Consider the following 25,985-nt stretch of genomic DNA (forward strand, 5'->3'; position numbering starts at 1 on the left):
GTTTTATGCTGAGCATTCTCTGGAATCTGGCGGCGTTCATTGTTGCACTGGGTGTACTGATTACCGTGCATGAATTTGGCCATTTCTGGGTTGCTCGCCGTTGCGGTGTGCGGGTAGAGCGGTTTTCCATCGGTTTTGGCAAATCCCTCTGGACGCGCACCGACCGTCATGGCACTGAATTTGTCATCGCCCTTATCCCGCTGGGTGGCTACGTCAAAATGCTCGACGAACGCGTTGAGCCTGTTGCTCCTGAGCTGCGACACAGCGCATTCAACAATAAAACCGTTGGACAGCGCGCCGCCATCATTGCTGCCGGACCGGTAGCTAACTTCATCTTTGCTATTTTCGCTTACTGGCTGGTGTTTATCATCGGCGTCCCCGGCGTGCGTCCGGTGGTGGGTGAAATTGCCCCCAACTCCATCGCGGCAAGTGCGCAAATTACATCCGGGATGGAACTTAAAGCGATTGATGGCATCGAAACCCCTGATTGGGATGCCGTGCGACTGCAGCTGGTAGCCAAAATTGGCGACCCGCAGACAACCATCAGCGTGTCGCCGTTTGGCTCAGACGCGCGTCAGGACAAAGTGCTCGATTTGCGTCACTGGCGTTTCGAGCCAGACAAAGAGGATCCCGTCGCTGCGCTGGGTATTCGTCCACGCGGCCCACAGATCGAGCCGGCATTAGCCGAAGTACAGGCAAATTCGGCAGCGAGCAAAGCGGGTTTGCAAGCAGGCGACAGGATCGTTAAAGTCGATGGTCAACCATTAACAGAGTGGATGACCTTTGTTACTCTGGTGCGCGATAATCCGGGAACGTCTCTCGCGCTGGAAGTTGAAAGGCAAGGTAGTCCGCTTTCGCTGACGCTGATCCCGGATACGAAGTCGGTCGGCAAAAAGGCAGAAGGGTTTGCAGGCGTAGTGCCAAAAGTGATCCCGCTGCCAGATGAGTACAAGACAATACGCCAGTATGGGCCGTTCAGCGCCATCCTTGAAGCCACGGATAAAACATGGCAACTGATGAAGCTGACGGTCAACATGTTGGGGAAATTGATAACCGGTGATGTGAAACTGAACAACCTCAGTGGGCCAATTTCGATTGCTCAGGGGGCTGGGATGTCAGCGGAATTCGGGGTGATTTACTATTTCATGTTCCTCGCGCTCATTAGCGTGAACCTTGGGATAATCAACCTGTTCCCGCTTCCCGTTTTAGACGGGGGTCATCTGCTGTTTTTAGCGATTGAAAAGCTAAAAGGCGGACCGGTATCCGAGCGAGTTCAAGACTTTAGTTATCGCATTGGCTCGATTTTGCTGGTGCTGTTAATGGGGCTTGCACTTTTCAATGATTTCTCTCGGTTGTAAGAGAGTGTTAGGAAGAACGCATAATAACGATGGCGATGAAAAAGTTGCTCATAGCGTCGCTGCTGTTTAGCAGCGCCACCGTATACGGTGCTGACGGGTTCGTAGTGAAAGACATTCATTTCGAAGGCCTCCAGCGTGTCGCCGTTGGTGCGGCCCTCCTCAGTATGCCTGTACGCCCCGGCGATACGGTTAATGATGAAGATATCAGTAACACCATCCGTGCTCTGTTTGCCACCGGCAACTTTGAGGACGTTCGCGTTCTGCGCGATGGTGATACGCTGCTGGTTCAGGTAAAAGAACGTCCGACGATCGCCAGTATCACTTTCTCCGGTAACAAGTCGGTGAAAGATGACATGCTCAAGCAGAACCTTGAAGCATCCGGTGTTCGTGTGGGGGAATCTCTGGACCGCACAACCCTTTCAGACATTGAAAAAGGTCTGGAAGACTTTTACTACAGCGTCGGTAAATACAGTGCCAGCGTGAAAGCGGTGGTAACCCCACTGCCACGTAACCGTGTTGACCTGAAGCTGGTCTTCCAGGAAGGTGTTTCTGCGAAGATCCAGCAGATCAACATTGTCGGCAACCACGCTTTTAGCACCGACGAACTGATCTCCACTTTCCAGCTGCGCGATGAAGTGCCGTGGTGGAACGTGGTAGGCGATCGCAAATACCAGAAACAAAAACTGGCGGGCGACCTCGAAACCCTGCGCAGCTACTATCTGGATCGTGGCTACGCGCGTTTCAACATCGACTCGACTCAGGTGAGTCTGACTCCGGACAAGAAAGGTATCTACATTACGGTTAACATCACTGAAGGCGATCAGTACAAGCTTTCTGGTGTTGAAGTGAGTGGTAACCTGGCGGGGCATTCAGCTGAAATCGAATCGCTGACCAAAATTCAGCCAGGCGATCTGTACAGCGGCTCTAAAGTCACCAAAATGGAAGACAGCATTAAGAAGCTGCTCGGCCGCTATGGTTATGCCTATCCGCGCGTACAAACGCAGCCTGAAATCAATGATGCGGATAAAACCGTTAAGCTGCACGTTAACGTCGACGCGGGCAACCGTTTCTACGTGCGTAAGATTCGCTTCGTCGGCAACGACACCTCCAAAGATTCCGTTCTGCGTCGCGAAATGCGTCAGATGGAAGGCGCATGGTTAGGTAGCGATCTCGTTGATCAAGGTAAAGAGCGTCTGAACCGTCTGGGCTATTTTGAAACGGTGGATACCGATACCCAACGCGTACCGGGCAGCCCGGATCAGGTTGATGTCGTTTATAAAGTGAAAGAGCGTAACACCGGTAGCTTCAACTTCGGTGTGGGCTACGGTACTGAAAGCGGCGTCAGCTTCCAGGTTGGCGTGCAGCAGGATAACTGGCTGGGTACGGGTTACTCTGTCGGCATTAACGGTACCAAAAACGACTACCAGACCTATTCTGAGTTCTCTGTTACTAACCCATACTTCACCGTTGACGGTGTGAGCCTGGGCGGTCGTATCTTCTATAACGACTTTAAAGCTGACGATGCGGATCTGTCCTCGTACACCAACAAGAGCTACGGTGTAGACGGTACGCTTGGCTTCCCGGTTAACGAATACAACACCCTGCGTGCGGGCTTAGGTTACGTGCATAACGACCTGTCCAATATGCAACCTCAGGTGGCGATGTGGCGTTATCTGGACTCTATCGGTCAGTCGGCGAGCAAAAACAGCGATAACAACGGTTTCGCTGCGGATGACTTCACCTTCAACTACGGCTGGACCTATAACCGTCTCGACCGTGGCTACTTCCCAACGGAAGGTTCTCGCGTCAACCTGAACGGTAAAGTTACCGTGCCGGGTTCCGATAACGAGTTCTATAAAGTCACGCTGGATACCGCGTCCTACTTCCCGATCGATGACGATCATAAGTGGGTGGTTCTGGGTCGTACCCGTTGGGGTTACGGTGACGGCTTAGGTGGCAAAGAACTGCCGTTCTATGAAAACTTCTATGCCGGTGGTTCCAGTACCGTTCGTGGCTTCCAGTCCAATAACATTGGTCCGAAAGCGGTTTACTACGGCGGGAACGACAAAGATAACTGCGATAAGTCTTCCTCATCTGAAGTTTGTAGCTCTGATGATGCAGTCGGTGGTAACGCTATGGCCGTTGCAAGCCTGGAGTTCATCACGCCAACGCCGTTTATCAGTGATAAATACGCAAACTCCGTGCGTACATCCTTCTTCTGGGATGCCGGTACGGTGTGGGATACCAACTGGGAGAACACAGCCCAGATGCGTGCAGCTGGCGTTCCAGACTACAGCGATCCGAGCAATATTCGCATGTCTGCCGGTATCGCATTACAATGGATGTCACCGCTGGGGCCGTTGGTCTTCTCTTACGCCCAGCCGTTTAAGAAATATGATGGAGATAAGTCGGAGCAATTCCAGTTTAACATTGGTAAAACCTGGTAATAATCCGCTGCAAAGGAATGCGTTGGCAGTGTAGCGCTGACAACTGGCGATCGGTAAACGGTCGCCTTGCCACGCAAAGAACGGTACCTTCTGGTGCCAATGGGATGGTAAGGAGTTAATTGTGAAAAAGTGGTTATTAGCTGCAGGTCTCGGTTTAGCGATGGCAACTTCTGCTCAGGCAGCAGACAAAATTGCAATCGTCAACATGGGTAATTTGTTCCAGCAGGTAGCACAGAAAACTGGCGTTTCTGCGACTCTGGAAAACGAATTCAAAGGCCGTGCAAGCGAACTGCAGGGTATGGAAAACGATCTTCAGTCCAAAATGCAGCGTCTGCAGCGTGATGGTTCTACCATGAAAGCGAGCGATCGCAGCAAGCTGGAAAAAGACGTAATGGCTCAGCGCCAGACGTTCTCCCAGAAAGCGCAGGCTTTCGAGCAGGATCGTCAGCGTCGTTCTAACGAAGAACGTGGCAAGCTGGTGACTCGCATTCAGACTGCTGTTAAATCAGTGGCTGCCGATCAGAACATCGATCTGGTTGTTGATGCGAACGCTGTAGCTTTCAACAGCAGCGATGTTAAAGACATCACCGCTGATGTTCTGAAACAGGTTAAATAAGTAATGCCTTCAATTCGACTGGCTGATTTAGCTCAGCAGTTGGATGCAGAATTACACGGTGATGGCGATGTCGTCATCACCGCTGTTGCGTCCATGCAATCTGCTAAAGCTGGCACGATTACCTTCATGGTAAGCCCTAAGTACCGTGAGCAACTGGCTCAATGCCAGGCGTCAGCTGTTGTTCTGACGCAGGACGATCTTCCATTTGCCACTGTAAGCGCACTGGTAGTGAAAAACCCCTACCTGACGTATGCGCGCATGGCTCAAATTCTTGATACCACGCCGCAGCCGGCCCAGAACATTGCTGCCAGCGCAGCGATTGATCCGACGGCTAAGCTTGGTAACAACGTCGCCGTTGGCGCGAATGCGGTTATCGAATCCGGCGTGATGCTCGGCGATAACGTCGTCATTGGCCCAGGCTGCTTCGTTGGGAAAAATACCAAAATCGGTGCCGGGACCCGTTTATGGGCCAATGTGTCCGTTTACCATGAAGTCGACATTGGCGAAAACTGCCTCGTCCAGTCCAGTACCGTGATTGGTTCTGATGGTTTTGGTTACGCTAACGATCGCGGTAATTGGGTTAAGATCCCGCAACTTGGTCGCGTTATTATTGGCGATCGCGTGGAGATTGGCGCCTGTACCACCATTGACCGTGGCGCACTTGACGACACGATCATTGGCAATGGTGTTATCATCGATAACCAGTGCCAGATTGCGCATAACGTCGTGATTGGCGACAATACCGCGGTTGCGGGTGGCGTCATCATGGCAGGCAGCCTGAAAATTGGCCGTTATTGCATGATTGGCGGTGCGAGCGTGATTAATGGTCATATGGAAATATGCGACAAGGTGACTGTGACGGGTATGGGCATGGTAATGCGTCCTATCACTGAACCTGGCGTCTATTCCTCAGGCATTCCGCTACAGCCCAACAAGGTATGGCGTAAAACAGCAGCTCTGGTGATGAACATTGATGATATGAGCAAGCGCCTCAAGTCTCTTGAGCGCAAAATCGATCAACAAGACTAAGCGTCATCCGTTTAACGCTATTTTTCCCGGCCTGTCGGCTTTCTAATAAACCGGCAGGCCGTGTTATTATTGTTATCAGTACATTTTGACAGGAAGAGTATTTTGACTACTGACACTCATACTCTGCATATTGAAGAGATTTTAGAACTTCTGCCGCACCGCTACCCGTTTCTGCTGGTAGACCGTGTGCTGGATTTTGAAGAAGGTCGTTTTCTGCGCGCAGTGAAAAATGTTTCCGTGAATGAGCCGTTCTTCCAGGGACACTTCCCGGGGAAACCTATCTTCCCGGGTGTGTTGATCCTGGAAGCTATGGCACAGGCTACCGGTATTCTGGCGTTTAAAAGCGTTGGCAAACTGGAGCCAGGTGAGCTGTATTACTTTGCGGGTATTGATGAAGCGCGCTTCAAGCGCCCTGTCGTGCCTGGTGATCAGATGATCATGGAAGTCACTTTTGAAAAAACGCGTCGCGGCCTGACTCGCTTCAAAGGCGTAGCTCTGGTTGACGGCAAAGTTGTTTGCGAAGCGACGATGATGTGTGCTCGTAGCCGGGAGTCCTGATACGTGATTGATAAATCCGCCTTTATTCATCCTACCGCGATTGTGGAAACCGGTGCCATCATTGGTGCTAACGTCCACATTGGCCCGTTTTGTATTGTTGGACCCCATGTCGAAATTGGTGAGGGTACAGTACTGAAATCTCACGTTGTCGTGAATGGTCATACGACCATTGGCTGCAATAACGAGATCTATCAGTTCGCCTCCGTCGGCGAAGTTAACCAGGATCTTAAATATGCTGGTGAGTCGACCCGTCTGGAAATTGGCGATCGTAACCGTATTCGCGAAAGCGTCACCATTCATCGTGGAACAGTGCAGGGCGGTGGGTTGACGAAGGTGGGCAGCGATAACCTGTTTATGGTGAATGCGCATATCGCGCATGACTGTACCGTGGGTGACCGCTGTATTCTTGCCAACAATGCAACGCTGGCAGGACACGTATCGGTTGATGACTTCGCAATTATTGGCGGCATGACCGCAGTCCATCAGTTCTGCATCATTGGTGCACACGTGATGGTCGGCGGATGCTCCGGTGTGGCGCAGGACGTCCCACCGTATGTGATTGCGCAGGGCAACCATGCCACGCCGTTTGGCGTGAACATCGAAGGCCTCAAGCGTCGTGGTTTTACCCGCGAAGCGATTACTGCCATCCGCAACGCGTACAAACTGCTGTACCGTAGCGGTAAAACGCTGGAAGAGGCGAAGCCGGACATTGCCGAGCTGGCGAAAAAGCACCCGGAAGTGAACGCGTTCATGGAATTCTTTGACCGTTCCACGAGGGGTCTGATTCGTTAATGGTCGACAGTCGTCCGCTTACGATAGCCCTGGTCGCCGGAGAAACCTCCGGCGATATTCTTGGTGCAGGTCTCATTCGCGCGCTGAAGGCGCGTGTACCTAACGCACGCTTTGTGGGCGTTGCTGGCCCGCTGATGCAGGCCGAAGGCTGCAAAGCCTGGTATGAAATGGAAGAGCTGGCCGTGATGGGCATCGTTGAGGTGCTGGGGCGGCTACGCCGTTTGCTGCATATTCGCGCCGATCTCACCCGCCGCTTCACCGAGCTCAAACCCGATGTGTTTGTGGGTATCGATGCACCTGATTTCAACATTACCCTCGAAGGGAATCTGAAAAAGCAGGGCATTAAAACCATTCACTACGTCAGCCCGTCCGTCTGGGCGTGGCGACAGAAACGTGTTTTCAAAATTGGGCGGTCCACCAACCTGGTGCTGGCTTTCCTGCCTTTCGAAAAGGCGTTTTACGACAAATTCAATGTTCCGTGCCGTTTTATCGGTCATACCATGGCGGATGCGATGCCGCTGGATCCGGATAAAAACGCGGCGCGTGACGTGCTGGGCATCCCGCATGATGTGCACTGTCTGGCATTGCTGCCGGGCAGCCGTGGCGCAGAAGTTGAGATGCTGAGCGCAGATTTCCTTAAGACCGCGCAAATCCTTCGTCAGACATACCCCGATCTGGAAGTCGTGGTACCGCTGGTCAACGCCAGGCGCCGCGAGCAGTTTGAGCGCATCAAGGCCGACGTCGCACCAGACCTCCAGATCCACCTTCTGGACGGGAAAGGTCGGGAGGCAATGGTTGCGAGCGATGCCGCGCTGTTAGCCTCCGGAACGGCAGCGCTGGAGTGTATGCTGGCAAAATGCCCGATGGTGGTAGGCTATCGCATGAAGCCGTTCACCTTCTGGCTGGCAAAACGTCTGGTGAAAACGGATTATGTCTCCCTGCCAAACCTGCTTGCCGGACGCGAGCTGGTGAAAGAGCTGTTGCAGGATGAGTGTCAGCCGCAGCTGCTTGCCGATGCGTTGCTCCCGCTGCTTGCAAACGGTAAGACCAGCCACCAGATGCATGATACGTTCCGCGAACTGCATCAGCAGATCCGCTGTAATGCCGATGAGCAAGCGGCTGATGCGGTGCTGGAGTTAGCAAAATGATGGAATTTGTATATCCTCATACCCACCTTGTGGCGGGTGTGGACGAAGTGGGTCGTGGTCCGTTAGTGGGAGCTGTAGTGACCGCTGCGGTGATCCTCGATCCGGCTCGTCCAATTATCGGGCTGAACGACTCTAAAAAATTGTCCGAAAAGCGCCGGCTGGCGCTGTTTAGCGAGATTCAGGAGAAGGCACTCGCCTGGAGCCTGGGGCGCGCTGAACCGCATGAAATAGACGAGCTGAATATTTTGCATGCCACGATGCTGGCGATGCAGCGTGCGGTTGCGGGTTTGAAAATTTCCCCTGAATATGTCCTGATTGACGGCAACCGCTGTCCGGCACTGCCAATGCCTTCAATGGCGGTCGTCAAAGGTGATAGCCGGGTCGCAGAAATCAGCGCGGCTTCTATTATTGCCAAAGTGACGCGCGATGCCGAAATGGCCGCGCTGGACCTGACTTACCCTCAGTACGGTTTCGCCCAGCATAAGGGATATCCCACCGCTTTCCATCTGGAAAGACTGGCTGAACATGGCGCAACCGAACATCACCGGCGCAGCTTTGGCCCGGTGAAACGCGCGCTGGGACTGGTGTCCTGAATCAATACGCAAGCAATTAAGTAACGCGGAATCTGAAGATGGCTGAACCACGTTTCGTACACCTCCGGGTGCATAGCGACTACTCCATGATCGATGGGCTGGCGAAGACCGGGCCGCTGGTAAAAAAGGCGGCCTCTCTTGGCATGCCCGCGCTGGCGATCACCGATTTTACCAACCTGTGTGGCCTGGTGAAGTTCTACGGAACGGCGCATGGCGCAGGGATGAAGCCTATCGTCGGCGCAGATTTTCACGTGCAGAGCGATCTCATCGGCGATGAAATGACGCAAATCTCCGTGCTGGCGATGAACAACACGGGCTATCAAAACCTCACTCTGCTTATCTCAAAAGCCTACCAGCGCGGGTACGGCGCGCTGGGGCCGTGGATCGACCGCGACTGGCTGGCTGAGCTGAACGAAGGGCTACTGCTGATCTCCGGCGGCCGTATGGGCGATGTCGGCAAATGTCTGCTGCGCGGCAATAGCGCGCTGGTGGATCAGTGCGTGTCATTCTATGAAGAACACTTCCCGGATCGCTATTATTTGGAGTTGATCCGCACCGGCCGTCAGGACGAAGAGAGCTATCTTCATGCTGCTGTGGCACTCGCAGAAGAGCGCGGGCTGCCCGTGGTGGCCACCAACGATGTGCGCTTCCTTGAGCCGGGGGATTTTGACGCTCATGAAATCCGCGTGGCGATCCACGATGGCTTCACGCTGGACGATCCTAAACGACCGCGCAACTACTCATCGCAGCAGTACATGCGCAGCGAAGAGGAGATGTGTGAGCTCTTCTCCGATATCCCGGAAGCGCTGGAAAACAGCGTAGAGATTGCCAAGCGCTGTAACGTTACCGTCCGCCTTGGCGAGTACTTCCTGCCGCAGTTCCCGACAGGAGACATGACCACGGAAGATTTCCTGGTCGCAAAATCAAAAGAAGGCCTGGAAGAGCGTCTGGAGTTCCTGTTCCCGGATGAGGCCGTTCGCAAAGAGAAGCGTCCGCCGTACGATGAACGCCTGGATATTGAACTGCAGGTGATCAACCAGATGGGCTTCCCGGGCTACTTCCTGATCGTCATGGAGTTCATCCAGTGGTCGAAGGATAACGGCGTGCCGGTTGGGCCGGGACGTGGCTCCGGTGCGGGTTCGCTGGTGGCCTATGCGCTAAAAATTACCGACCTCGATCCGCTGGAATTTGACCTGCTGTTTGAACGTTTCCTCAACCCGGAACGTGTCTCGATGCCCGACTTCGACGTCGACTTCTGCATGGAGAAACGCGACCAGGTTATCGAGCACGTAGCCGATATGTACGGCCGTGATGCGGTATCGCAGATTATTACGTTCGGTACGATGGCGGCGAAAGCGGTTATCCGTGACGTAGGCCGCGTGCTGGGGCACCCTTACGGTTTCGTCGATCGCATCTCTAAGCTGGTGCCGCCTGACCCGGGCATGACGCTGGCGAAAGCCTTTGAGGCCGAGCCGCAGCTGCCCGAAATCTACGAAGCGGACGAAGAAGTCAAAGCGCTGATCGACATGGCGCGTAAGCTGGAAGGCGTGACGCGTAACGCCGGTAAGCATGCGGGCGGGGTGGTTATCGCCCCGACCAAAATTACCGATTTTGCACCGCTCTACTGCGATGAAGCGGGACAGCATCCGGTAACCCAGTTTGATAAGAACGACGTGGAATACGCCGGGCTGGTGAAGTTCGACTTCCTCGGCCTGCGTACGCTGACCATCATCAACTGGGCACTGGAGATGATCAACGCCCGCCGTGAAAAGAACGGCGAGCCGCCGCTCGATATCGCTGCCATCCCGCTGGATGACAAGAAAAGTTTCGACATGCTGCAGCGCTCGGAGACCACCGCGGTCTTCCAGCTTGAATCCCGCGGCATGAAAGACCTGATTAAGCGCCTGCAGCCCGACTGCTTCGAAGATATGATCGCCCTGGTTGCCCTGTTCCGTCCGGGCCCGCTGCAGTCGGGGATGGTAGATAACTTTATCGACCGTAAGCACGGTCGCGAAGAGATTTCCTATCCGGACGTGCAGTGGCAGCATGAAAGCCTGAAGCCGGTGCTGGAGCCTACCTATGGCATTATCCTGTACCAGGAACAGGTCATGCAGATTGCCCAGGTGCTTTCCGGCTATACTCTTGGCGGCGCGGACATGCTGCGTCGTGCAATGGGTAAGAAAAAGCCCGAAGAGATGGCCAAGCAGCGCGGCACCTTCGAAGAGGGTGCGAGAAAAAACGGCATTGATGGCGAACTGGCGATCAAGATCTTTGACCTGGTAGAAAAATTCGCCGGCTACGGGTTTAACAAATCCCACTCCGCCGCCTATGCTTTGGTCTCGTATCAGACGCTGTGGCTCAAAGCGCACTATCCTGCTGAATTTATGGCGGCGGTAATGACTGCCGATATGGACAACACCGAGAAGGTGGTGGGCCTGGTGGACGAGTGCTGGCGCATGGGGCTGAAGATCCTGCCGCCGGATATTAACTCGGGTCTCTACCATTTCCACGTCAACGAGCACGGAGAAATTGTCTACGGGATCGGCGCGATCAAAGGCGTAGGTGAAGGTCCGATCGAGGCGATCCTCGAAGCGCGTAACAACGGCGGGTATTTCCGCGAGCTGTTCGATCTTTGCGCCCGTACCGATACCAAAAAACTGAACCGCCGCGTGCTGGAAAAACTGATCATGTCCGGCGCGTTTGACAGGCTGGGGCCGCACCGCGCCGCGCTGATGAATTCTCTCGGCGACGCGCTGAAAGCGGCAGATCAGCATGCAAAAGCGGAAGCCATTGGTCAGGCGGATATGTTCGGCGTGCTGGCGGAAGAGCCGGAGCAGATCGAGCAATCGTATTCCAACTGCCAGCCGTGGCCAGAACAGGTGGTGCTGGATGGGGAGCGTGAGACGTTAGGCCTGTACCTGACGGGGCACCCGATCAACCAGTACATCAAAGAAATTGAGCGCTATGTCGGCGGCCACAGGCTGAAAGACATGCATCCGACAGAACGTGGTAAAATCACCACGGCTGCGGGGCTCGTGATTGCTGCAAGGGTTATGGTCACCAAGCGCGGCAATCGTATCGGCATCTGTACGTTGGATGACCGTTCCGGGCGTCTGGAGGTGATGTTGTTCACCGACGCGCTGGATAAATACCAGCAATTGCTGGAAAAAGACCGCATACTTATCGTCAGCGGACAGGTCAGCTTTGATGACTTCAGTGGGGGGCTTAAAATGACCGCCCGCGAAGTGATGGACATTGACGAAGCCCGGGAAAAATATGCTCGCGGGCTTGCTATCTCGCTGACGGACAGGCAAATTGATGACCAGCTTTTAAACCGACTCCGTCAGTCTCTGGAACCCCACCGCTCGGGGACAATTCCAGTACATCTCTACTATCAGAGGGCGGATGCACGTGCGCGGTTGCGCTTTGGTGCAACGTGGCGTGTCTCTCCGAGCGATCGTTTACTTAACGATCTCCGTGGCCTCATTGGTTCGGAGCAGGTGGAACTGGAGTTTGACTAATACAGGAATACTATGAGTCTGAATTTCCTTGATTTCGAACAGCCGATTGCTGAGCTGGAAGCGAAAATCGATTCTCTGACAGCGGTAAGCCGTCAGGATGAAAAACTGGATATTAACATCGACGAAGAAGTGCATCGTCTGCGCGAGAAAAGCGTAGAACTGACGCGCAAAATCTTTGCCGATCTCGGCGCATGGCAGGTAGCCCAGCTGGCACGCCATCCACAGCGTCCGTACACCCTGGATTATGTCCGCCTGGCGTTTGACGAATTTGACGAACTGGCAGGCGATCGCGCATACGCTGACGATAAAGCTATCGTTGGTGGTATCGCGCGTCTGGACGGACGCCCGGTGATGATCATTGGTCATCAGAAAGGCCGTGAAACCAAAGAGAAAATCCGTCGTAACTTTGGTATGCCGGCACCAGAAGGCTACCGTAAAGCCCTGCGTCTGATGGAGATGGCTGAGCGTTTTAACATGCCAATCATCACCTTCATCGACACCCCGGGTGCATACCCAGGCGTGGGTGCGGAAGAGCGCGGCCAGTCTGAAGCCATCGCGCGCAACCTGCGCGAGATGTCTCGTCTGAAAGTGCCGGTCATCTGTACCGTTATCGGTGAGGGGGGGTCCGGTGGTGCGCTGGCAATTGGCGTGGGTGATAAAGTGAATATGCTGCAGTACAGCACCTATTCCGTTATTTCTCCAGAAGGCTGCGCATCTATCCTGTGGAAGAGTGCCGACAAAGCGCCTCTGGCCGCAGAAGCGATGGGCATCATTGCGCCACGCCTGAAAGAGCTTAAGCTGATCGACTCCATCATCCCGGAACCCCTGGGCGGTGCGCATCGTAAGCCGGAAGTGATGGCTGCTTCCCTGAAAGCGCAGCTGCTGGCTGACCTGGCGGATCTGGACGTGCTGAGCAAAGAAGATCTGCTCAACCGTCGTTACCAGCGTCTGATGACCTACGGTTACGCGTAAGCTTCACAATTATCTGAAAAGCCGCACAATGTTGCGGCTTTTTTTATACCTGCCGTTTACCTTAACTATGCTTAGCTAATGTTTTTCAAGGAGGTAAACCGTGAACATCATTGCCATTATGGGGCCGCACGGCGTCTTTTATAAAGACGAGCCCATCAAGGAGCTGGAGCACGCCCTGCAGTCGCGCGGGTATCAGCTAATCTGGCCGCACAACAGCGCCGACCTGCTGAAGTTCATCGAGCATAATCCGCGTATCTGCGGCGTGATCTTCGACTGGGATGAATATGACCTCGAACTGTGCAGCGATATCAACAAGCTGAACGAATATCTCCCGCTGTACGCGTTTATTAATACCCACTCGACCATGGACGTCAGCGCCAACGATATGCGTATGGCGCTATGGTTCTTTGAATATTCCCTCGGCGTGGCGGAAGATATTGCGACCCGCATTCAGCAATATACCGGTGAATATCTCGATAACATTACGCCGCCGTTTACCCGCGCGCTCTTCACCTACGTGAAGGAGGGTAAATATACCTTCTGTACGCCAGGGCACATGGCGGGGACGGCCTATCAAAAAAGTCCGGTGGGCTGCCTGTTCTATGATTTCTTCGGCGGCAACACGCTGAAGGCGGACGTGTCAATTTCAGTCACTGAGCTAGGCTCTCTGCTTGACCACACCGGCCCGCATCTGGAAGCCGAGGAATATATCGCCCGCACCTTTGGTGCCGAGCAGAGCTATATGGTGACCAACGGCACCTCAACCTCAAACAAAATCGTCGGGATGTATGCGGCACCTGCCGGCAGTACCTTGTTGATTGACCGTAACTGCCATAAATCGCTGGCGCACCTGCTGATGATGAGCGACGTCGTACCGCTCTGGCTGTCACCCACGCGTAACGCGCTCGGCATTCTTGGCGGCATTCCGCGCCGGGAGTTCACGCATGAAGCCATTGAAAGCAAGGTCGCGGCAGTGCCCGGCGCAGGCTGGCCCGTTCATGCGGTGATCACCAACTCAACCTATGACGGTCTGCTGTACAACACTAACTGGATTAAAGAAACGCTGGACGTGCCGTCGATCCACTTTGATTCCGCGTGGGTGCCGTACACCAACTTCCACCCGATTTACGCGGGTAAAAGCGGCATGAGCGGTGAACGCGTGCCGGGTAAAGTGTTCTTCGAAACGCAGTCGACGCACAAAATGCTGGCCGCGTTTTCCCAGGCTTCGCTTATTCACATCAAAGGCGAGTACGACGAAGAGACCTTTAACGAAGCCTTTATGATGCATACCACTACCTCACCGAGCTATCCGCTGGTGGCCTCCATTGAAACGGCCGCGGCGATGCTGCGCGGCAACCCGGGCAAACGTCTCATCAATCGCTCGGTAGAGCGGGCGCTGCATTTCCGCAAAGAGGTTCAGCGGCTGAAAGATGAAGCCGACGGCTGGTTCTTTGATATCTGGCAGCCGGAAGAGATAGATGAAGCGGCGTGCTGGCCGGTCTCGCCCGGGGAAGGCTGGCATGGCTTCCGGGATGCCGACAGTGACCATATGTTCCTCGATCCGGTAAAAGTGACAATCCTGACGCCGGGCATGGATGAACAGGGCAAGATGAGTGAAGAAGGTATTCCGGCCGCGTTGGTCGCGAAATTCCTTGATGAACGGGGTGTGGTGGTGGAAAAAACCGGCCCCTATAACCTGCTGTTCCTGTTCAGTATTGGTATTGATAAAACCCGGGCGATGGGGTTGTTGCGCGGCCTGATGGAGTTTAAGCGCGCCTACGATCTCAACCTGCGGGTGAAGAACATGCTGCCGGATCTCTACGCGGAAGATCCTGACTTCTATCGCAATATGCGTATTCAGGATCTGGCCCAGGGGATCCACAGGTTGATCCGCCAGCACGATCTGCCGCGTCTGATGCTTCAGGCGTTCGATGTGTTGCCGGAGATGAAGTTTACCCCGCACAAGGCGTGGCAGCGCCAGGTGAAAGGGGAGGTCGAAACCGTCGAACTGGAAAATCTGGTCGGACGCGTATCGGCCAATATGATCCTGCCTTATCCGCCTGGCGTACCGCTCCTGATGCCGGGAGAGATGATTACCGAAGAGAGTCGGGCCGTGCTCGATTTTCTGCTGATGCTCTGTTCGGTTGGGCGGCACTATCCCGGTTTTGAGACGGATATTCACGGTGCGAAGCGTGATGAGAGCGGCGTTTACTGGGTGCGAGTCCTAAAATAAGGGTGACCGCTTGCAAGGTGCGGGTTTTCGGTTGTAACGTTCAGGCATCATAAAAAGGAGAAGCTATGCTGGGTTTAAAAGCTGTTCATCATATTGCGATCATTGCGACCGATTACGCGAAAAGTAAGGCCTTCTACTGCGATATCCTTGGCTTTACGCTGTTGAGCGAGGCGTACCGCGAGGAGCGCGACTCCTGGAAGGGGGATCTCGCGCTAAACGGGCAATATGTGATTGAGCTGTTCTCTTTTCCTTTTCCGCCTGCGCGTCCGTCCCGCCCGGAAGCCTGTGGGCTGCGCCATCTTGCCTTCAGCGTTGATGACCTGGATAGCGCGGTAAAACATCTGGCGTCTCACGGCGTAACGTGCGAACCGATCCGTGTCGATCCGTTTACCGACAAGCGCTTTACCTTTTTCAACGACCCGGACGGCCTGCCGCTGGAGCTTTACCAGCAGTAATGTTTGTCCTGTGTGATAATGCCCGCTCAGTTCGGGCATTTTTTATGTGTAATTTCCTATGACTTTACCCGCTATCGCGCAAGCCGTTTCACCGTACCGCCAGCTGCTGGTGGGGTTTAGCGGTGGCCTGGATTCCACCGTTCTGCTCCATCGTCTTAAACTCTGGCGCGACCGGGAACCTGACGTCCAGCTTCGGGCTATGCATATTCATCACGGATTAAGTCCTCATGCAGAGGAGTGGGTGGCGCACTGCGAAGCTCTGTGTGCGGCCTGGGCGATCCCGCTCCTCGTGGAGCGCGTCACGCTTGTAGATGAAGGGTTGGGCATCGAGGCGCAGGCGCGTAAAGCCCGCTATGCCGCTTTTACCGGCGCATTGCAGCCCGGCGAAGTGCTGGTGACGGCCCAGCACCTGGATGACCAGTGCGAAACGTTTTTGCTGGCGCTTAAGCGGGGCAGTGGGCCGGCGGGGCTATCTGCCATGCCTGAGCGCTCTGAGTTTGCCGGCACAACATTACTGCGTCCGCTGCTTGGCGAGACGCGTGCGTCGCTGGAAGCCTGGGCGCAAGAACATCAGCTGAACTGGATTGAAGATGAGAGCAACCAGGATGACGGCTACGACCGTAACTTCCTGCGTCTGCGCGTCCTCCCGCTGCTCAGCGAGCGCTGGCCGCATTTTGCCGAGGCGACAGCACGAAGCGCCACGCTGTGCGCCGAACAGGAATCGTTGCTGGATGAGTTGCTGAGTGAAGAGCTGGCTGAACTGATTTCTGACGACGGGGCGCTGGCGATTGCACCGCTGAAAGGGATGAGCCCGGTACGTCGCGCCGCACTGTTACGACGCTGGCTGGCCTCTCATCACGCAGCGATGCCGTCGCGGGCGATGCTGAATCGCATCTGGGATGAAGTCGCACTGGCGCGGGATGACGCTTCCCCGTGCGTACACCTGAACGGCTTTGACGTAAGACGCTATAAAGGGGAACTCTGGTGGATAAAATCCACGCCCTCACTGACGGATGTAGTGCTCGACTGGCTTTCTCCTGACGCACCGCTGGTATTGCCCTGTGAGACGGGACGTGTCTCTCTCACACCGTCTGGTCATGTGCGGCTGCCTAAGCCGGGAGAGCCGGTATCCGTGCGCTTTAAGGCTGGCGGTATGCTGCATATCGTGGGGCGTAAGGGGGGACGCAAGCTGAAGAAAATATGGCAGGAGAGTAACGTGCCGCCGTGGCTGCGCGACACCACGCCGCTTCTGTTCTACGGTGAAGCGTTGATTGCTGCTGCGGGTGTTTTCATCACGGAAGAGGGATGGTCGGAAGAGGGAGTCAGTTTTGAGTGGCAGAAAGCGTAACGGGCAGCCTGGCTGCCCGTTGGTGTCATCAGGATTCACTCACCACGACGGTGCCGATTTGCGGGTGGCTGAAGCTGGCAATTTTATCCAGACGCAGCTCACGCGTTGCTCCGGCATCTTCCACTATCAGATATTCCACATTCTTACGTGAAACCAGATCGCTGGCTTTTCCCTTCAACACTTCGCCATCTTTTAGCTCCAGCGTCAGTATTAAGTGATGCTGGCAGGCGAGTTCGAGGTTGTCATAGTCATCACAATTGATGGGTTGATAAGTTTCATTCATCGACATAATCGCTCACCAGTAAATTCGCCGCAGCATACGCTGCTTTTTCCCTGACCGACTCTGAAAGGCTCTCATCGGAGGCCACTTCATTAAGCACTTTCAATACACAGCCCAGCGCGTCCGGGACATACCCCAGATCTCCGCTGGCGATTTCCGCATACCGTTTGCGAATTAACTCACAATAATTATTCACATCCCCTCCCGCCAGCGCACTGACTTACTGTGAGATATCATTAAGCCTACGAAGATAAACTCGGTTTAGCAAGGTGACTATACCATACTCATTTAAGCAATATCAGAGCCTTGATAGCGGTGTATTTAACACCCGTAACAGCCTTTTGCCGTTGTTTTCGCTACAATGGGCGCCTGATTCGAATGGAGTTCTCTCATGGCGCTGAAAGCGACAATCTATAAAGCAGTGGTCAATGTGGCCGATCTTGATCGCAACCAGTTCCTGGATGCGTCGCTTACTCTGGCACGCCACCCCTCTGAAACCCAGGAGCGCATGATGCTGCGCCTGCTGGCGTGGATAAAGTACGCCGACGAGCGTCTGCAGTTTACCCGTGGGTTAAGCGCAGAAGACGAGCCTGAAGCCTGGCTGCGCAACGATCATCTGGGTATCGATTTGTGGATTGAACTCGGTCTGCCGGACGAGCGCAGGATTAAGAAGGCCTGCACCCAGTCCGCTGAAGTGGCCTTATTCGCATATAATCAGCGCGCTGCGGAGATCTGGTGGCAGCAAAGCAAGAGCAAGTGCGGACAGTTTAAAAATCTCACGGTCTGGTATCTGGATGATGAGCAGCTGGCGCAGCTGAGCGAATTTGCCGGCCGGACCATGGTGTTGCAGGCGACGATTCAGGACGGCGCAATCTGGCTCTCTGATTCTCAGAATAATCTGGAAATTCATTTGACGGCGTGGCAACCCGCGTCATGATCGTCTTGTCCCGAAACGTCAGCATTCCTGACAATGAGCTGGAGATCGCTGCCATTCGGGCTCAGGGGGCAGGGGGACAGCACGTCAACAAGGCTTCCACGGCTATCCATTTGCGTTTTGACATTCGGGCCTCAAGCCTGCCAGAGTATTATAAAGAAAGCCTGCTCGCCGCCAGTCATCACCTTATTACCAGCGATGGCGTGATTGTGATCAAAGCTCAGGAATACCGCAGCCAGGAGTTAAACCGGGAAGCGGCGATAGCCAGGCTGGTGGCGGTCATTAAAGAATTAACGACGGTACAAAAGAGCCGCCGGGCAACGCGACCAACCCGCGCATCGAAAGAGCGTCGGCTGTCCTCGAAGGCCCAAAAATCCACAGTGAAAGCACTACGCGGTAAAGTTCGTCGCCCGACAGAGTGACGAAAGGGAACACAAATTTCATAAGGAATTCATTGTGAAAAAAGCATTATTGTCAGCGCTGGCAGTGAGTACGCTGTTTGCGCTTTTCGGGTGTAACAACCGTTCTGAAACGCAGGTTATGCAGCCCGCGCAGAATGAAGAGTTAAAGCCAATGCAGCAGAGCTGGCGCGGCGTATTGCCTTGTGCAGACTGTGAAGGCATTGAAACGTCACTGTTCCTGCAAAAAGACGGAACCTGGGTTATGAATCAGCGCTATCAGGGCGCTAAAGAACCCTCGTCATTTGCGACTTACGGGACATGGGCGCGTACGGCTGAGAAGCTGGTTCTGACGGACACCGCCGGTGAGAAAACCTTTTTCCGCGCCAAAGGCGAGGGGATGGAGATGCTTGACCGCGAAGGTAACCCGATTGAATCCCAGTTCAACTACACGCTTGCGCCGGTAAAAGCGGCTCTGCCTGCCACGCCAATGGCAATGCGGGGGATGTATTTCTATATGGCTGATGCGGCGATCTTTACCGACTGCGCAACCGGCAGGAAGGTCAGCGTAGCAAACAATGCGCAGCTTGAACGTGATTACGCGGTTGCGCGCGGGAATGACAGCAAGCCGGTATTGCTGACGGTTGACGGTCACTTTACGCTGGAGCCAAACCCGGATAGCGGAGAGATGGTGAAAACGCTGGTGGCAGATAAAGACGCGAAGTTTGTTGCAGGCAAAGACTGTAACAGTAAATAAGCTGACAATTACCCATTAAAAAACCCCGCCTGAGCGGGGTTTTTTTGTTTAGCCTTTGATGGCTTTCAGCAGGTAATCAAGAATGTCGCCGGTCTTGATCATCTGTTTTTCGCCGCTGCGACGGTATTTGTATTCAATCTCATCGCTGTCGAGGTTGCGGTCGCCGATAACGACGGTGTGCGGGATACCGATCAGTTCCATATCGGCAAACATCACGCCCGGACGCTCTTTACGATCGTCCATCAGCACTTCGATACCCTGCGCGCGCAGCTCGGCATACAGCTTCTCTGCCAGCTCCTGCACGCGGTAAGACTTGTGCATGTTCATTGGCAGGATCGCAACCTGGAACGGCGCGATGTTGTCCGGCCAGACGATGCCGCGTTCGTCGTAGTTCTGCTCAATTGCTGCAGCCACCACGCGCGTCACCCCGATACCGTAGCAACCCATGGTGAGGATTTGGTTACGGCCATCTTCACCCTGAACAGCGGCGTTCAGCGCGCGCGAGTATTTATCACCCAGCTGGAAGATGTGACCCACTTCGATACCGCGCTTAATCATCAGGGTACCCTGGCCGTCCGGGCTTGGATCGCCTGCGACCACGTTACGGATGTCTGCCACCTCAGGAGTCGCCACGTCGCGATCCCAGTTAATGCCGAAGTAATGTTTACCGTCGATGTTTGCACCGGCGGAGAAATCGCTCATTGCGGCAACCGTGCGGTCAATGACAACAGGAACCGGCATATTCACCGGACCCAGCGAGCCTGGGCCTGCATTTACCACGGCGCGGATTTCCGCTTCCGTAGCGAACGTCAGCGGGCTGGCAACCTGCGGCAGCTTCTCTGCTTTCACTTCGTTAAGCTCGTGATCGCCACGCACCAGCAGGGCAACCAGCGGATAAGCGCTACCTTCGGTAGATTTAACCAGCAGCGTTTTAACGGTTTTTTCGACAGGCAGGTTGAACTGCTCAACCAGCTCGGCGATGGTTTTCGCGTTTGGCGTATCAACCAGCGTCATCTCTTGCGTTGCCGCGCCGCGTGGCGCTTTTGGCGCCAGCGCTTCTGCAAATTCGATGTTCGCCGCGTAGTCAGAGGAGTCAGAGAAGATCACATCGTCTTCGCCGCTCTGTGCCAGCACCTGGAATTCATGGGACGCGCTACCGCCGATGGAGCCGGTATCAGCCTGCACAGCACGGAAATCCAGACCCATGCGGGAGAAGATTTTGCTGTATGCCTCGTACATTTTGTCGTAGGTCTCTTGCAGGGATTCCTGAGAGGTATGGAAAGAGTAAGCATCTTTCATCAGGAATTCGCGAGAGCGCATGACGCCGAAACGCGGGCGCACTTCGTCACGGAACTTGGTCTGGATCTGGAAGAAGTTCAGCGGCAGCTGTTTGTAAGAGCTCAGCTCATTACGAATCAGGTCGGTAATGACTTCTTCATGCGTTGGGCCGAGAACGAACGGACGCTCGCCGCGATCGACGAAGCGCAGCAGTTCAGGACCATATTGCTCCCAGCGGCCACTCTCCTGCCACAGGTCAGCGGGCTGAACCACAGGCATGGACACCTCGATAGCACCGGCGTTGTTCATCTCTTCACGCACGATGTTTTCGACTTTTTTCAGGACGCGCACGCCGGTCGGCAGCCAGGTGTATAACCCGGAGGCCAGCTTGCGGATCATCCCGGCGCGCAGCATCAGCTGATGGCTGATCACTTCGGCGTCGGCAGGCGTCTCCTTCAGAGTAGAGAGCAAATATTGGCTAGTACGCATGTTGTTACGGTTCCATTTCGACGATTGGAACAGGCTGAAACATCAGCCTGACACAAAAAAAGTGGTTTAGTTTACCAGTGTGGCAAAGATGCCAAAAGAGAGGAGAACAAAATTACCTGGGTTCAAGGGCAAACACTTCAAAACCTGCCCCGGTGACGCGCCAGCGAACGTTAAAATCGAGCAGCCAGACGGCGTACGTTTTTCCTGCTTCCTCTTCTTTACGGTAGGCCGGACGGGGGTCCTGCGCCAGAACTTCGGTGATGAAATTCCGCAAGCGAGGGTAGCGTTTCTCGAGCTGGCTGAGCTGCGAGGCGATATCAGGCGTAAAATAGACAGGCATATCCGCCTGCGGTGCGTCCTGAGCGTAACTGGCGCGCGCGTCCGGGAGTGCTTCGGCGAAGGGCAAATAGGGTTTGATGTCGATAACCGGCGTGCCGTCGACCAGGTCCAGGCTACCTAACTCCAGTATCACCCGATCTTTCTGGCAACGTATGCCTTTCAGCTCAACCAGCGACATGCCAACCGGGTTTGGACGGAAGGTTGAGCGAGTCGCAAACACGCCCATTCTGGCATTTCCGCCAAGACGAGGAGGACGTACGGTAGGACGCCAGCCGCCTTCCATCGTCTGGTGAAACACGAATACCACCCATAAATGGCTGAAAGCTTCTAGCCCGCGTACCGCATCGGACTGATTGTAAGGTGCTATCAGGTGAAGCTCACCGCTGCCGCTGGTGACAAGACCGGGCTGGCGGGGTACGGCGAACTTCTCTTTATAAGGAGAGTGGATAACGCCTATCTGCTCGAACTGAAATGCACTCATTTCGCCGTAATGTTCAGCGCCGAACCGATGCAAACTGCCTGACGGTAGCAGCCTGGCGTGCCGCTGGTGACTTCGCAGCTGTGCAGCAGGACCGCGTTGGCTTTCATTTTTGCGGCATTAATCTGCATGCGTTTACGCGCTGTCGGGATATTCGGTGGTGAGTCCTGATTGGTCGCCTGGCAGGAATCGCCGCTCACTTCGCCCAGTTCACGGAACGGTTTGCCGACGAGTTCGTCCGCTTTCGTAATAATGCGAACCGGCGCAGAGCGCACCACTTTCGGTTTTGCAGGCTCTGTTTTTGGCGGGGTTGCCGTGCTTTGAACAGGTTCAACGGGAGATCTGCTTAGCATAGAACAGCCGCTCAGCATGAGTGCTAAAAGACAGATCGGTAAAGCACGCATAATATTTCCTCAATGGATAATCAAAACGTCAGATATTGAATCAGTTGACTGCACAAATGACAAGACGGGCATAAGCCCGTCTTGATGATATTACACTGAGGTGAGATTACCAGCCTTTAACAGCGCCGCCGTTAAACACTTTGTTGGCTTCCTGGTAAACTTCGTCAGACTGATAGGCCTGCACAAATTTCTTCACGTTTTCCGCGTCTTTGTTGTCTTCGCGAGTCACGATCAGGTTAACGTACGGGGAGTCTTTATCTTCAACGAAGATACCGTCTTTGGCTGGCGTCAGGCCAATCTGGCTGGCGTAAGTGGTGTTGATAACGGCCAGGGCAATCTGTGCATCGTCCAGGGAACGCGGCAGCTGCGGCGCTTCCAGTTCAACAATTTTCAGATTTTTCGGGTTCTCGGTGACGTCCAGAACGGTTGGCAGCAGGCCAACACCGTCTTTCAGTTTGATCAGGCCCACTTTCTGCAGCAGCAGCAGGGAACGACCGAGGTTGGTTGGATCGTTAGGCACGGCAACCTGAGAGCCCGGCTGCAGCTCGTCCAGTGATTTAATTTTCTTAGAGTAACCGGCAATTGGGTAAACGAAGGTGTTACCGACGCCAACCAGCTTATAGCCGCGATCTTTGATCTGCTGGTCCAGGTAAGGTTTATGCTGGAAAGCGTTAGCGTCGATATCGCCCTTGCTCAGCGCTTCGTTCGGCAGGACGTAATCGTTGAAGGTCACCAGCTCAACGTCCAGGCCATACTTCTCTTTTGCCACTTTCTGAGCGACTTCAGCAACCTGTTGTTCTGCACCCACGATAACGCCCACTTTAATGTGGTTTGGATCTTTTTCGTCCTGACCGCAACCCACCAGTGCCAGAGAGCCGATCAGCGCGCCTACTGCTGCAAAGGTCTTTAATTTAAACGCCATGTTTTATCCTTAACTCGTAGAGTTTGTGTTGTGTGTAACGTTATTTGTGAGTAACAGCCCGGACGATGCGATCGCCAGAGAACTGGATTAAGTAAACCAGAACAACCAGCAATACCAGAACGGTATTCATCACGGTAGCGTTATATCCAATATAGCCGTACTGGTAACCAATCTGACCTAAACCGCCGGCACCAACGGCACCGCCCATCGCGGAATATCCCACCAGGGTGATAAGCGTAATGGTTGCCGCGTTCACAAGGCCCGGCAGTGCTTCAGGCAGCAGAACTTTACGCACGATCTGCATCGGCGTTGCGCCCATTGCGCGGGAGGCTTCAATCAGACCTGTCGGGATTTCCAGCAGGGCATTTTCCACCATACGGGCGATAAACGGCGCGGCGCCTACGGTCAGCGGAACGATAGCCGCCTGCAGTCCAATTGACGTTCCGACGATGACGCGGGTAAAAGGAATCATCCACACCAGCAGAATAATGAACGGGATAGAACGGAAGATATTCACCAGCGCAGAAAGCGTACGGTACAGCTTCGCGTTCTCAATGATTTGACCCGGGCGCGTCACGTACAGCAAGACGCCGACCGGCAGGCCAATCACAAAACCAAAGAAACCAGAGACAAAGGTCATTGCCAGCGTTTCCCAAACGCCGCGAACCAGCAGCCACATCATCGGCTCAGACATAACCCAGTACCTCTACTTTTACGTGATGTTCTTGCAGCCAGGCAATGGCTGCCTGGGTTTCTTCTTGTGTGCCGTGCATTTCCGTCAGCATGATGCCGAACTTCACGCCGCCGGCGTAATCCATCTGCGCGCTGATGATGTTGTTGTTTACGTTAAAGCGGCGCGCGGTCTCGGAAAGCAGGGGAGCATCAACGGACTGACCGGTAAACTCCATGCGCAGCATCGGCACGCTGTCTGCCGTTGGTTCGGTTTTCAGACGTTCCAGATAGTCTTCCGGAATGTCCAGATGCAGCGTGGACTGAATGAACTGCTGCGCCAGTGGGGTTTTCGGATGCGAGAACACTTCACTTACCGTATCCTGCTCAATCAGTTCACCGTTGCTGATGACCGCCACGCAGTCGCAGATGCGTTTCACCACATCCATCTCGTGCGTAATAAGGAGGATCGTCAGGCCCAGGCGACGGTTAATGTCTTTCAGCAGTTCCAGAATAGAACGCGTGGTGGCCGGGTCTAACGCGCTGGTGGCTTCATCGCACAGCAGTACCTTCGGATTGCTTGCCAGCGCGCGGGCAATGGCCACGCGCTGTTTTTGCCCACCGGACAGATTTGCCGGGTAGCTATCATGTTTGTCGCCCAGACCAACAAGGTCGAGCAGTTCGGTGACGCGACGCTTAACTTCTTCTTTCGGCGTGTTATCCAGCTCAAGCGGCAGGGCAACGTTGCCGAACACGGTGCGGGATGCCAGCAGGTTAAAGTGCTGGAAGATCATGCCAATCTGACGACGCGCTTTGGTGAGTTCTTTCTCTGAAAGGGCGGTAAGTTCTTGCCCACCAACTTCTACGCTGCCCTGGGTTGGGCGCTCAAGCAGGTTAACACAACGGATCAGCGTACTTTTGCCTGCACCCGATGCGCCAATGACGCCATAAATTTGACCAGCAGGAACATGCAGGCTGACGTTGTTCAGCGCCTGAATGGTTCGGTTCCCCTGCTGGAACACTTTGGTGATATTGGAAAGTTTAATCATTAGATTATTTTTATCGTATGTAAGTTAGCCGTGGCATTTTCTTCTGCCAGATACGGGTGATGACCGTAAACAAAACGGATGTTAAGGCATCCAGACGTCTAAATCAATCCAACTCTGTACGATGAGCACTTTATTGCGCTGCGATTCATGAGATACTAGTCGAACATGCCTTTTTCAGGAGCAAGCCGGTGGCAAAATCAGTACCCGCAATTTTTCTCGATCGTGACGGCACTATTAATGTGGATCACGGTTATGTCCATGAGATTGATGAGTTCGAGTTTATCGAAGGCGCAATAGATGCCATGCGCCAGCTGAAAGAGATGGGGTATGCGCTGGTGGTTGTGACGAATCAGTCCGGTATTGCACGCGGTAAATTCACCGAAGCGCAGTTCGAAACGCTGACGGAATGGATGGACTGGTCGCTGGCCGACCGCGGTGTGGATCTCGATGGTATCTATTATTGTCCGCACCACCCACAGGGAACAGTAGAAGAGTATCGTCAGACCTGTGATTGCCGTAAGCCGCACCCGGGGATGTTCATCTCAGCGCAGCAGTTCCTGCACATTGATATGGCTGCCTCTTATATGGTGGGCGATAAACTGGAAGATATGCAGGCGGCAGCGGCAGCGGGTGTAGGAACTAAAATATTAGTTCGCACAGGTAAGCCAGTGACGCCAGAAGCAGAAAATGCAGCGGATTGGGTGATTAATAGTCTGGCCGAACTGCCAAAAGAGATTAAAAAGCACCAAAAATAGCCTTTTTGGCGAAAAGGTGAGCGGTTGAAATAAAAATGCATTTTTCCGCTTGTCATTCCTCGGCGGCCCCCTATAATGCGCCTCCATCGACACGGCGGATGTGAATCACTTCACAAACAACCCGGTCGGTTGAAGAGAAAAAATCCTGAAATAACGGGTTGAC

Annotated in this window: 25 protein-coding genes; 17 read left to right on the forward strand and 8 right to left on the reverse strand. The window is 54.3% G+C overall.

The window, feature by feature from the left end; translation table 11 throughout:
• The first annotated feature begins 5 nt into the window (after positions 1 to 5).
• The 13 genes from rseP (at position 6) to tilS (ending at position 17,070) form a co-directional block, all read left to right on the forward strand.
• Positions 6 to 1,358: a sigma E protease regulator RseP gene (rseP, locus tag M2433_RS20940; RefSeq protein WP_429057359.1), complete on the forward strand. Its 1,353-nt coding sequence runs from the start codon at positions 6 to 8 to the stop codon at positions 1,356 to 1,358.
• A gap of 29 nt (positions 1,359 to 1,387) precedes the next feature.
• Positions 1,388 to 3,805, forward strand: a complete 2,418-nt coding sequence (gene bamA / locus M2433_RS20945; RefSeq protein ID WP_059311926.1) for an outer membrane protein assembly factor BamA — start codon at positions 1,388 to 1,390, stop codon at positions 3,803 to 3,805.
• Between the two features lie 121 nt (positions 3,806 to 3,926).
• A complete protein-coding gene (gene skp / locus M2433_RS20950) occupies positions 3,927 to 4,421 on the forward strand; it encodes a molecular chaperone Skp (RefSeq protein ID WP_047346416.1) in 495 nt (164 codons plus the stop codon).
• A gap of 3 nt (positions 4,422 to 4,424) precedes the next feature.
• Complete coding sequence (lpxD, locus tag M2433_RS20955; protein WP_429057362.1) at positions 4,425 to 5,450, forward strand: UDP-3-O-(3-hydroxymyristoyl)glucosamine N-acyltransferase; 1,026 nt, start codon at positions 4,425 to 4,427, stop codon at positions 5,448 to 5,450.
• A gap of 102 nt (positions 5,451 to 5,552) precedes the next feature.
• Positions 5,553 to 6,008: a 3-hydroxyacyl-ACP dehydratase FabZ gene (fabZ, locus tag M2433_RS20960; RefSeq protein ID WP_010426706.1), complete on the forward strand. Its 456-nt coding sequence runs from the start codon at positions 5,553 to 5,555 to the stop codon at positions 6,006 to 6,008.
• A gap of 3 nt (positions 6,009 to 6,011) precedes the next feature.
• Positions 6,012 to 6,800 (forward strand): acyl-ACP--UDP-N-acetylglucosamine O-acyltransferase, encoded by a 789-nt coding sequence (gene lpxA / locus M2433_RS20965; protein ID WP_429057366.1) that lies wholly within the window; start codon positions 6,012 to 6,014, stop codon positions 6,798 to 6,800.
• Positions 6,800 to 7,948, forward strand: a complete 1,149-nt coding sequence (gene lpxB / locus M2433_RS20970; RefSeq protein ID WP_429057368.1) for a lipid-A-disaccharide synthase — start codon at positions 6,800 to 6,802, stop codon at positions 7,946 to 7,948. Before lpxA ends, lpxB begins: the two co-directional genes overlap by 1 nt.
• On the forward strand, positions 7,945 to 8,541 hold the full coding sequence (gene rnhB / locus M2433_RS20975) for a ribonuclease HII (protein ID WP_047346420.1): 597 nt from the start codon (positions 7,945 to 7,947) through the stop codon (positions 8,539 to 8,541). Before lpxB ends, rnhB begins: the two co-directional genes overlap by 4 nt.
• A 38-nt stretch (positions 8,542 to 8,579) precedes the next feature.
• Positions 8,580 to 12,062: a DNA polymerase III subunit alpha gene (dnaE, locus tag M2433_RS20980; protein ID WP_047346421.1), complete on the forward strand. Its 3,483-nt coding sequence runs from the start codon at positions 8,580 to 8,582 to the stop codon at positions 12,060 to 12,062.
• A 12-nt stretch (positions 12,063 to 12,074) separates the two neighbouring features.
• Positions 12,075 to 13,034: an acetyl-CoA carboxylase carboxyl transferase subunit alpha gene (gene accA / locus M2433_RS20985; RefSeq protein ID WP_008501895.1), complete on the forward strand. Its 960-nt coding sequence runs from the start codon at positions 12,075 to 12,077 to the stop codon at positions 13,032 to 13,034.
• A gap of 100 nt (positions 13,035 to 13,134) precedes the next feature.
• Complete coding sequence (locus M2433_RS20990; protein ID WP_429057372.1) at positions 13,135 to 15,267, forward strand: lysine decarboxylase LdcC; 2,133 nt, start codon at positions 13,135 to 13,137, stop codon at positions 15,265 to 15,267.
• A 65-nt stretch (positions 15,268 to 15,332) separates the two neighbouring features.
• Positions 15,333 to 15,722: a VOC family protein gene (locus M2433_RS20995; RefSeq protein ID WP_059311921.1), complete on the forward strand. Its 390-nt coding sequence runs from the start codon at positions 15,333 to 15,335 to the stop codon at positions 15,720 to 15,722.
• 58 nt (positions 15,723 to 15,780) lie between these two features.
• Positions 15,781 to 17,070: a tRNA lysidine(34) synthetase TilS gene (tilS, locus tag M2433_RS21000; protein WP_429057374.1), complete on the forward strand. Its 1,290-nt coding sequence runs from the start codon at positions 15,781 to 15,783 to the stop codon at positions 17,068 to 17,070.
• Between the two features lie 28 nt (positions 17,071 to 17,098).
• Here the strand turns inward: tilS and rof are convergent, their stop codons facing one another.
• Together rof and M2433_RS21010 are read right to left on the reverse strand one after the other, a co-directional pair.
• Positions 17,099 to 17,359, reverse strand: a complete 261-nt coding sequence (gene rof, locus M2433_RS21005) for a Rho-binding antiterminator (protein ID WP_047346425.1) — start codon at positions 17,357 to 17,359, stop codon at positions 17,099 to 17,101.
• Positions 17,346 to 17,546 (reverse strand): YaeP family protein, encoded by a 201-nt coding sequence (locus tag M2433_RS21010; RefSeq protein ID WP_008501889.1) that lies wholly within the window; start codon positions 17,544 to 17,546, stop codon positions 17,346 to 17,348. The genes rof and M2433_RS21010 overlap by 14 nt, the downstream gene beginning before the upstream one ends.
• A 195-nt stretch (positions 17,547 to 17,741) precedes the next feature.
• Here M2433_RS21010 and M2433_RS21015 point away from each other — a divergent pair, with 195 nt between their 5' ends.
• The 3 genes from M2433_RS21015 to nlpE are packed head-to-tail and all read left to right on the forward strand — an operon-like array spanning position 17,742 to position 19,439.
• Positions 17,742 to 18,287: a YaeQ family protein gene (locus M2433_RS21015; protein ID WP_059311919.1), complete on the forward strand. Its 546-nt coding sequence runs from the start codon at positions 17,742 to 17,744 to the stop codon at positions 18,285 to 18,287.
• Positions 18,284 to 18,706, forward strand: coding sequence for an alternative ribosome rescue aminoacyl-tRNA hydrolase ArfB (gene arfB, locus M2433_RS21020; RefSeq protein ID WP_429057395.1), 423 nt, complete (start codon positions 18,284 to 18,286; stop codon positions 18,704 to 18,706). Before M2433_RS21015 ends, arfB begins: the two co-directional genes overlap by 4 nt.
• Before the next feature lie 34 nt (positions 18,707 to 18,740).
• Positions 18,741 to 19,439, forward strand: a complete 699-nt coding sequence (gene nlpE, locus M2433_RS21025) for an envelope stress response activation lipoprotein NlpE (protein ID WP_059311918.1) — start codon at positions 18,741 to 18,743, stop codon at positions 19,437 to 19,439.
• A 48-nt stretch (positions 19,440 to 19,487) separates the two neighbouring features.
• On the opposite strand, the gene proS is transcribed toward nlpE, so the two are convergent.
• The 6 genes from proS to metN all read right to left on the reverse strand — a co-directional run bounded on the left by proS (position 19,488) and on the right by metN (position 25,067).
• Positions 19,488 to 21,206: a proline--tRNA ligase gene (gene proS, locus M2433_RS21030; protein ID WP_429057378.1), complete on the reverse strand. Its 1,719-nt coding sequence runs from the start codon at positions 21,204 to 21,206 to the stop codon at positions 19,488 to 19,490.
• Between the two features lie 112 nt (positions 21,207 to 21,318).
• The gene (gene tsaA / locus M2433_RS21035) at positions 21,319 to 22,026 is read right to left on the reverse strand and encodes a tRNA (N6-threonylcarbamoyladenosine(37)-N6)-methyltransferase TrmO (RefSeq protein ID WP_429057381.1); all 708 of its coding nucleotides are present in this window, start codon (positions 22,024 to 22,026) and stop codon (positions 21,319 to 21,321) included.
• Positions 22,023 to 22,427: an Rcs stress response system protein RcsF gene (rcsF, locus tag M2433_RS21040; protein ID WP_059311916.1), complete on the reverse strand. Its 405-nt coding sequence runs from the start codon at positions 22,425 to 22,427 to the stop codon at positions 22,023 to 22,025. The genes tsaA and rcsF overlap by 4 nt, the downstream gene beginning before the upstream one ends.
• A 106-nt stretch (positions 22,428 to 22,533) precedes the next feature.
• Positions 22,534 to 23,349: a methionine ABC transporter substrate-binding lipoprotein MetQ gene (metQ, locus tag M2433_RS21045; protein ID WP_014168729.1), complete on the reverse strand. Its 816-nt coding sequence runs from the start codon at positions 23,347 to 23,349 to the stop codon at positions 22,534 to 22,536.
• 40 nt (positions 23,350 to 23,389) lie between these two features.
• Positions 23,390 to 24,043 carry a methionine ABC transporter permease MetI gene (locus M2433_RS21050; RefSeq protein ID WP_003856130.1) on the reverse strand — a complete coding sequence of 218 codons (654 nt, stop codon included), beginning with the start codon at positions 24,041 to 24,043 and terminating at the stop codon, positions 23,390 to 23,392.
• Positions 24,036 to 25,067 (reverse strand): methionine ABC transporter ATP-binding protein MetN, encoded by a 1,032-nt coding sequence (metN, locus tag M2433_RS21055; RefSeq protein WP_023334590.1) that lies wholly within the window; start codon positions 25,065 to 25,067, stop codon positions 24,036 to 24,038. Before metN ends, M2433_RS21050 begins: the two co-directional genes overlap by 8 nt.
• A gap of 188 nt (positions 25,068 to 25,255) precedes the next feature.
• Here metN and gmhB point away from each other — a divergent pair, with 188 nt between their 5' ends.
• Positions 25,256 to 25,822 carry a D-glycero-beta-D-manno-heptose 1,7-bisphosphate 7-phosphatase gene (gene gmhB / locus M2433_RS21060; RefSeq protein ID WP_429057385.1) on the forward strand — a complete coding sequence of 189 codons (567 nt, stop codon included), beginning with the start codon at positions 25,256 to 25,258 and terminating at the stop codon, positions 25,820 to 25,822.
• The last annotated feature ends 163 nt before the right edge of the window (positions 25,823 to 25,985 follow it).

Origin of the sequence: Enterobacter sp. AC1 (genome assembly GCF_050434705.1) — a bacterium.
Taxonomy (GTDB): domain Bacteria; phylum Pseudomonadota; class Gammaproteobacteria; order Enterobacterales; family Enterobacteriaceae; genus Enterobacter; species Enterobacter cloacae_L.

Coding starts and splice junctions, on each gene's coding strand:
- rseP (WP_429057359.1), top strand. CDS start 6: ATGCTGAGCATTCTCTGGAATCTGGCGGCGTTCATTGTTGCACTGGGT.
- bamA (WP_059311926.1), top strand. CDS start 1,388: ATGGCGATGAAAAAGTTGCTCATAGCGTCGCTGCTGTTTAGCAGCGCC.
- lpxD (WP_429057362.1), top strand. CDS start 4,425: ATGCCTTCAATTCGACTGGCTGATTTAGCTCAGCAGTTGGATGCAGAA.
- lpxB (WP_429057368.1), top strand. CDS start 6,800: ATGGTCGACAGTCGTCCGCTTACGATAGCCCTGGTCGCCGGAGAAACC.
- rnhB (WP_047346420.1), top strand. CDS start 7,945: ATGATGGAATTTGTATATCCTCATACCCACCTTGTGGCGGGTGTGGAC.
- dnaE (WP_047346421.1), top strand. CDS start 8,580: ATGGCTGAACCACGTTTCGTACACCTCCGGGTGCATAGCGACTACTCC.
- accA (WP_008501895.1), top strand. CDS start 12,075: ATGAGTCTGAATTTCCTTGATTTCGAACAGCCGATTGCTGAGCTGGAA.
- M2433_RS20995 (WP_059311921.1), top strand. CDS start 15,333: ATGCTGGGTTTAAAAGCTGTTCATCATATTGCGATCATTGCGACCGAT.
- tilS (WP_429057374.1), top strand. CDS start 15,781: ATGACTTTACCCGCTATCGCGCAAGCCGTTTCACCGTACCGCCAGCTG.
- rof (WP_047346425.1), bottom strand. CDS start 17,359: ATGTCGATGAATGAAACTTATCAACCCATCAATTGTGATGACTATGAC.
- M2433_RS21015 (WP_059311919.1), top strand. CDS start 17,742: ATGGCGCTGAAAGCGACAATCTATAAAGCAGTGGTCAATGTGGCCGAT.
- arfB (WP_429057395.1), top strand. CDS start 18,284: ATGATCGTCTTGTCCCGAAACGTCAGCATTCCTGACAATGAGCTGGAG.
- proS (WP_429057378.1), bottom strand. CDS start 21,206: ATGCGTACTAGCCAATATTTGCTCTCTACTCTGAAGGAGACGCCTGCC.
- tsaA (WP_429057381.1), bottom strand. CDS start 22,026: ATGAGTGCATTTCAGTTCGAGCAGATAGGCGTTATCCACTCTCCTTAT.
- rcsF (WP_059311916.1), bottom strand. CDS start 22,427: ATGCGTGCTTTACCGATCTGTCTTTTAGCACTCATGCTGAGCGGCTGT.
- metQ (WP_014168729.1), bottom strand. CDS start 23,349: ATGGCGTTTAAATTAAAGACCTTTGCAGCAGTAGGCGCGCTGATCGGC.
- M2433_RS21050 (WP_003856130.1), bottom strand. CDS start 24,043: ATGTCTGAGCCGATGATGTGGCTGCTGGTTCGCGGCGTTTGGGAAACG.
- metN (WP_023334590.1), bottom strand. CDS start 25,067: ATGATTAAACTTTCCAATATCACCAAAGTGTTCCAGCAGGGGAACCGA.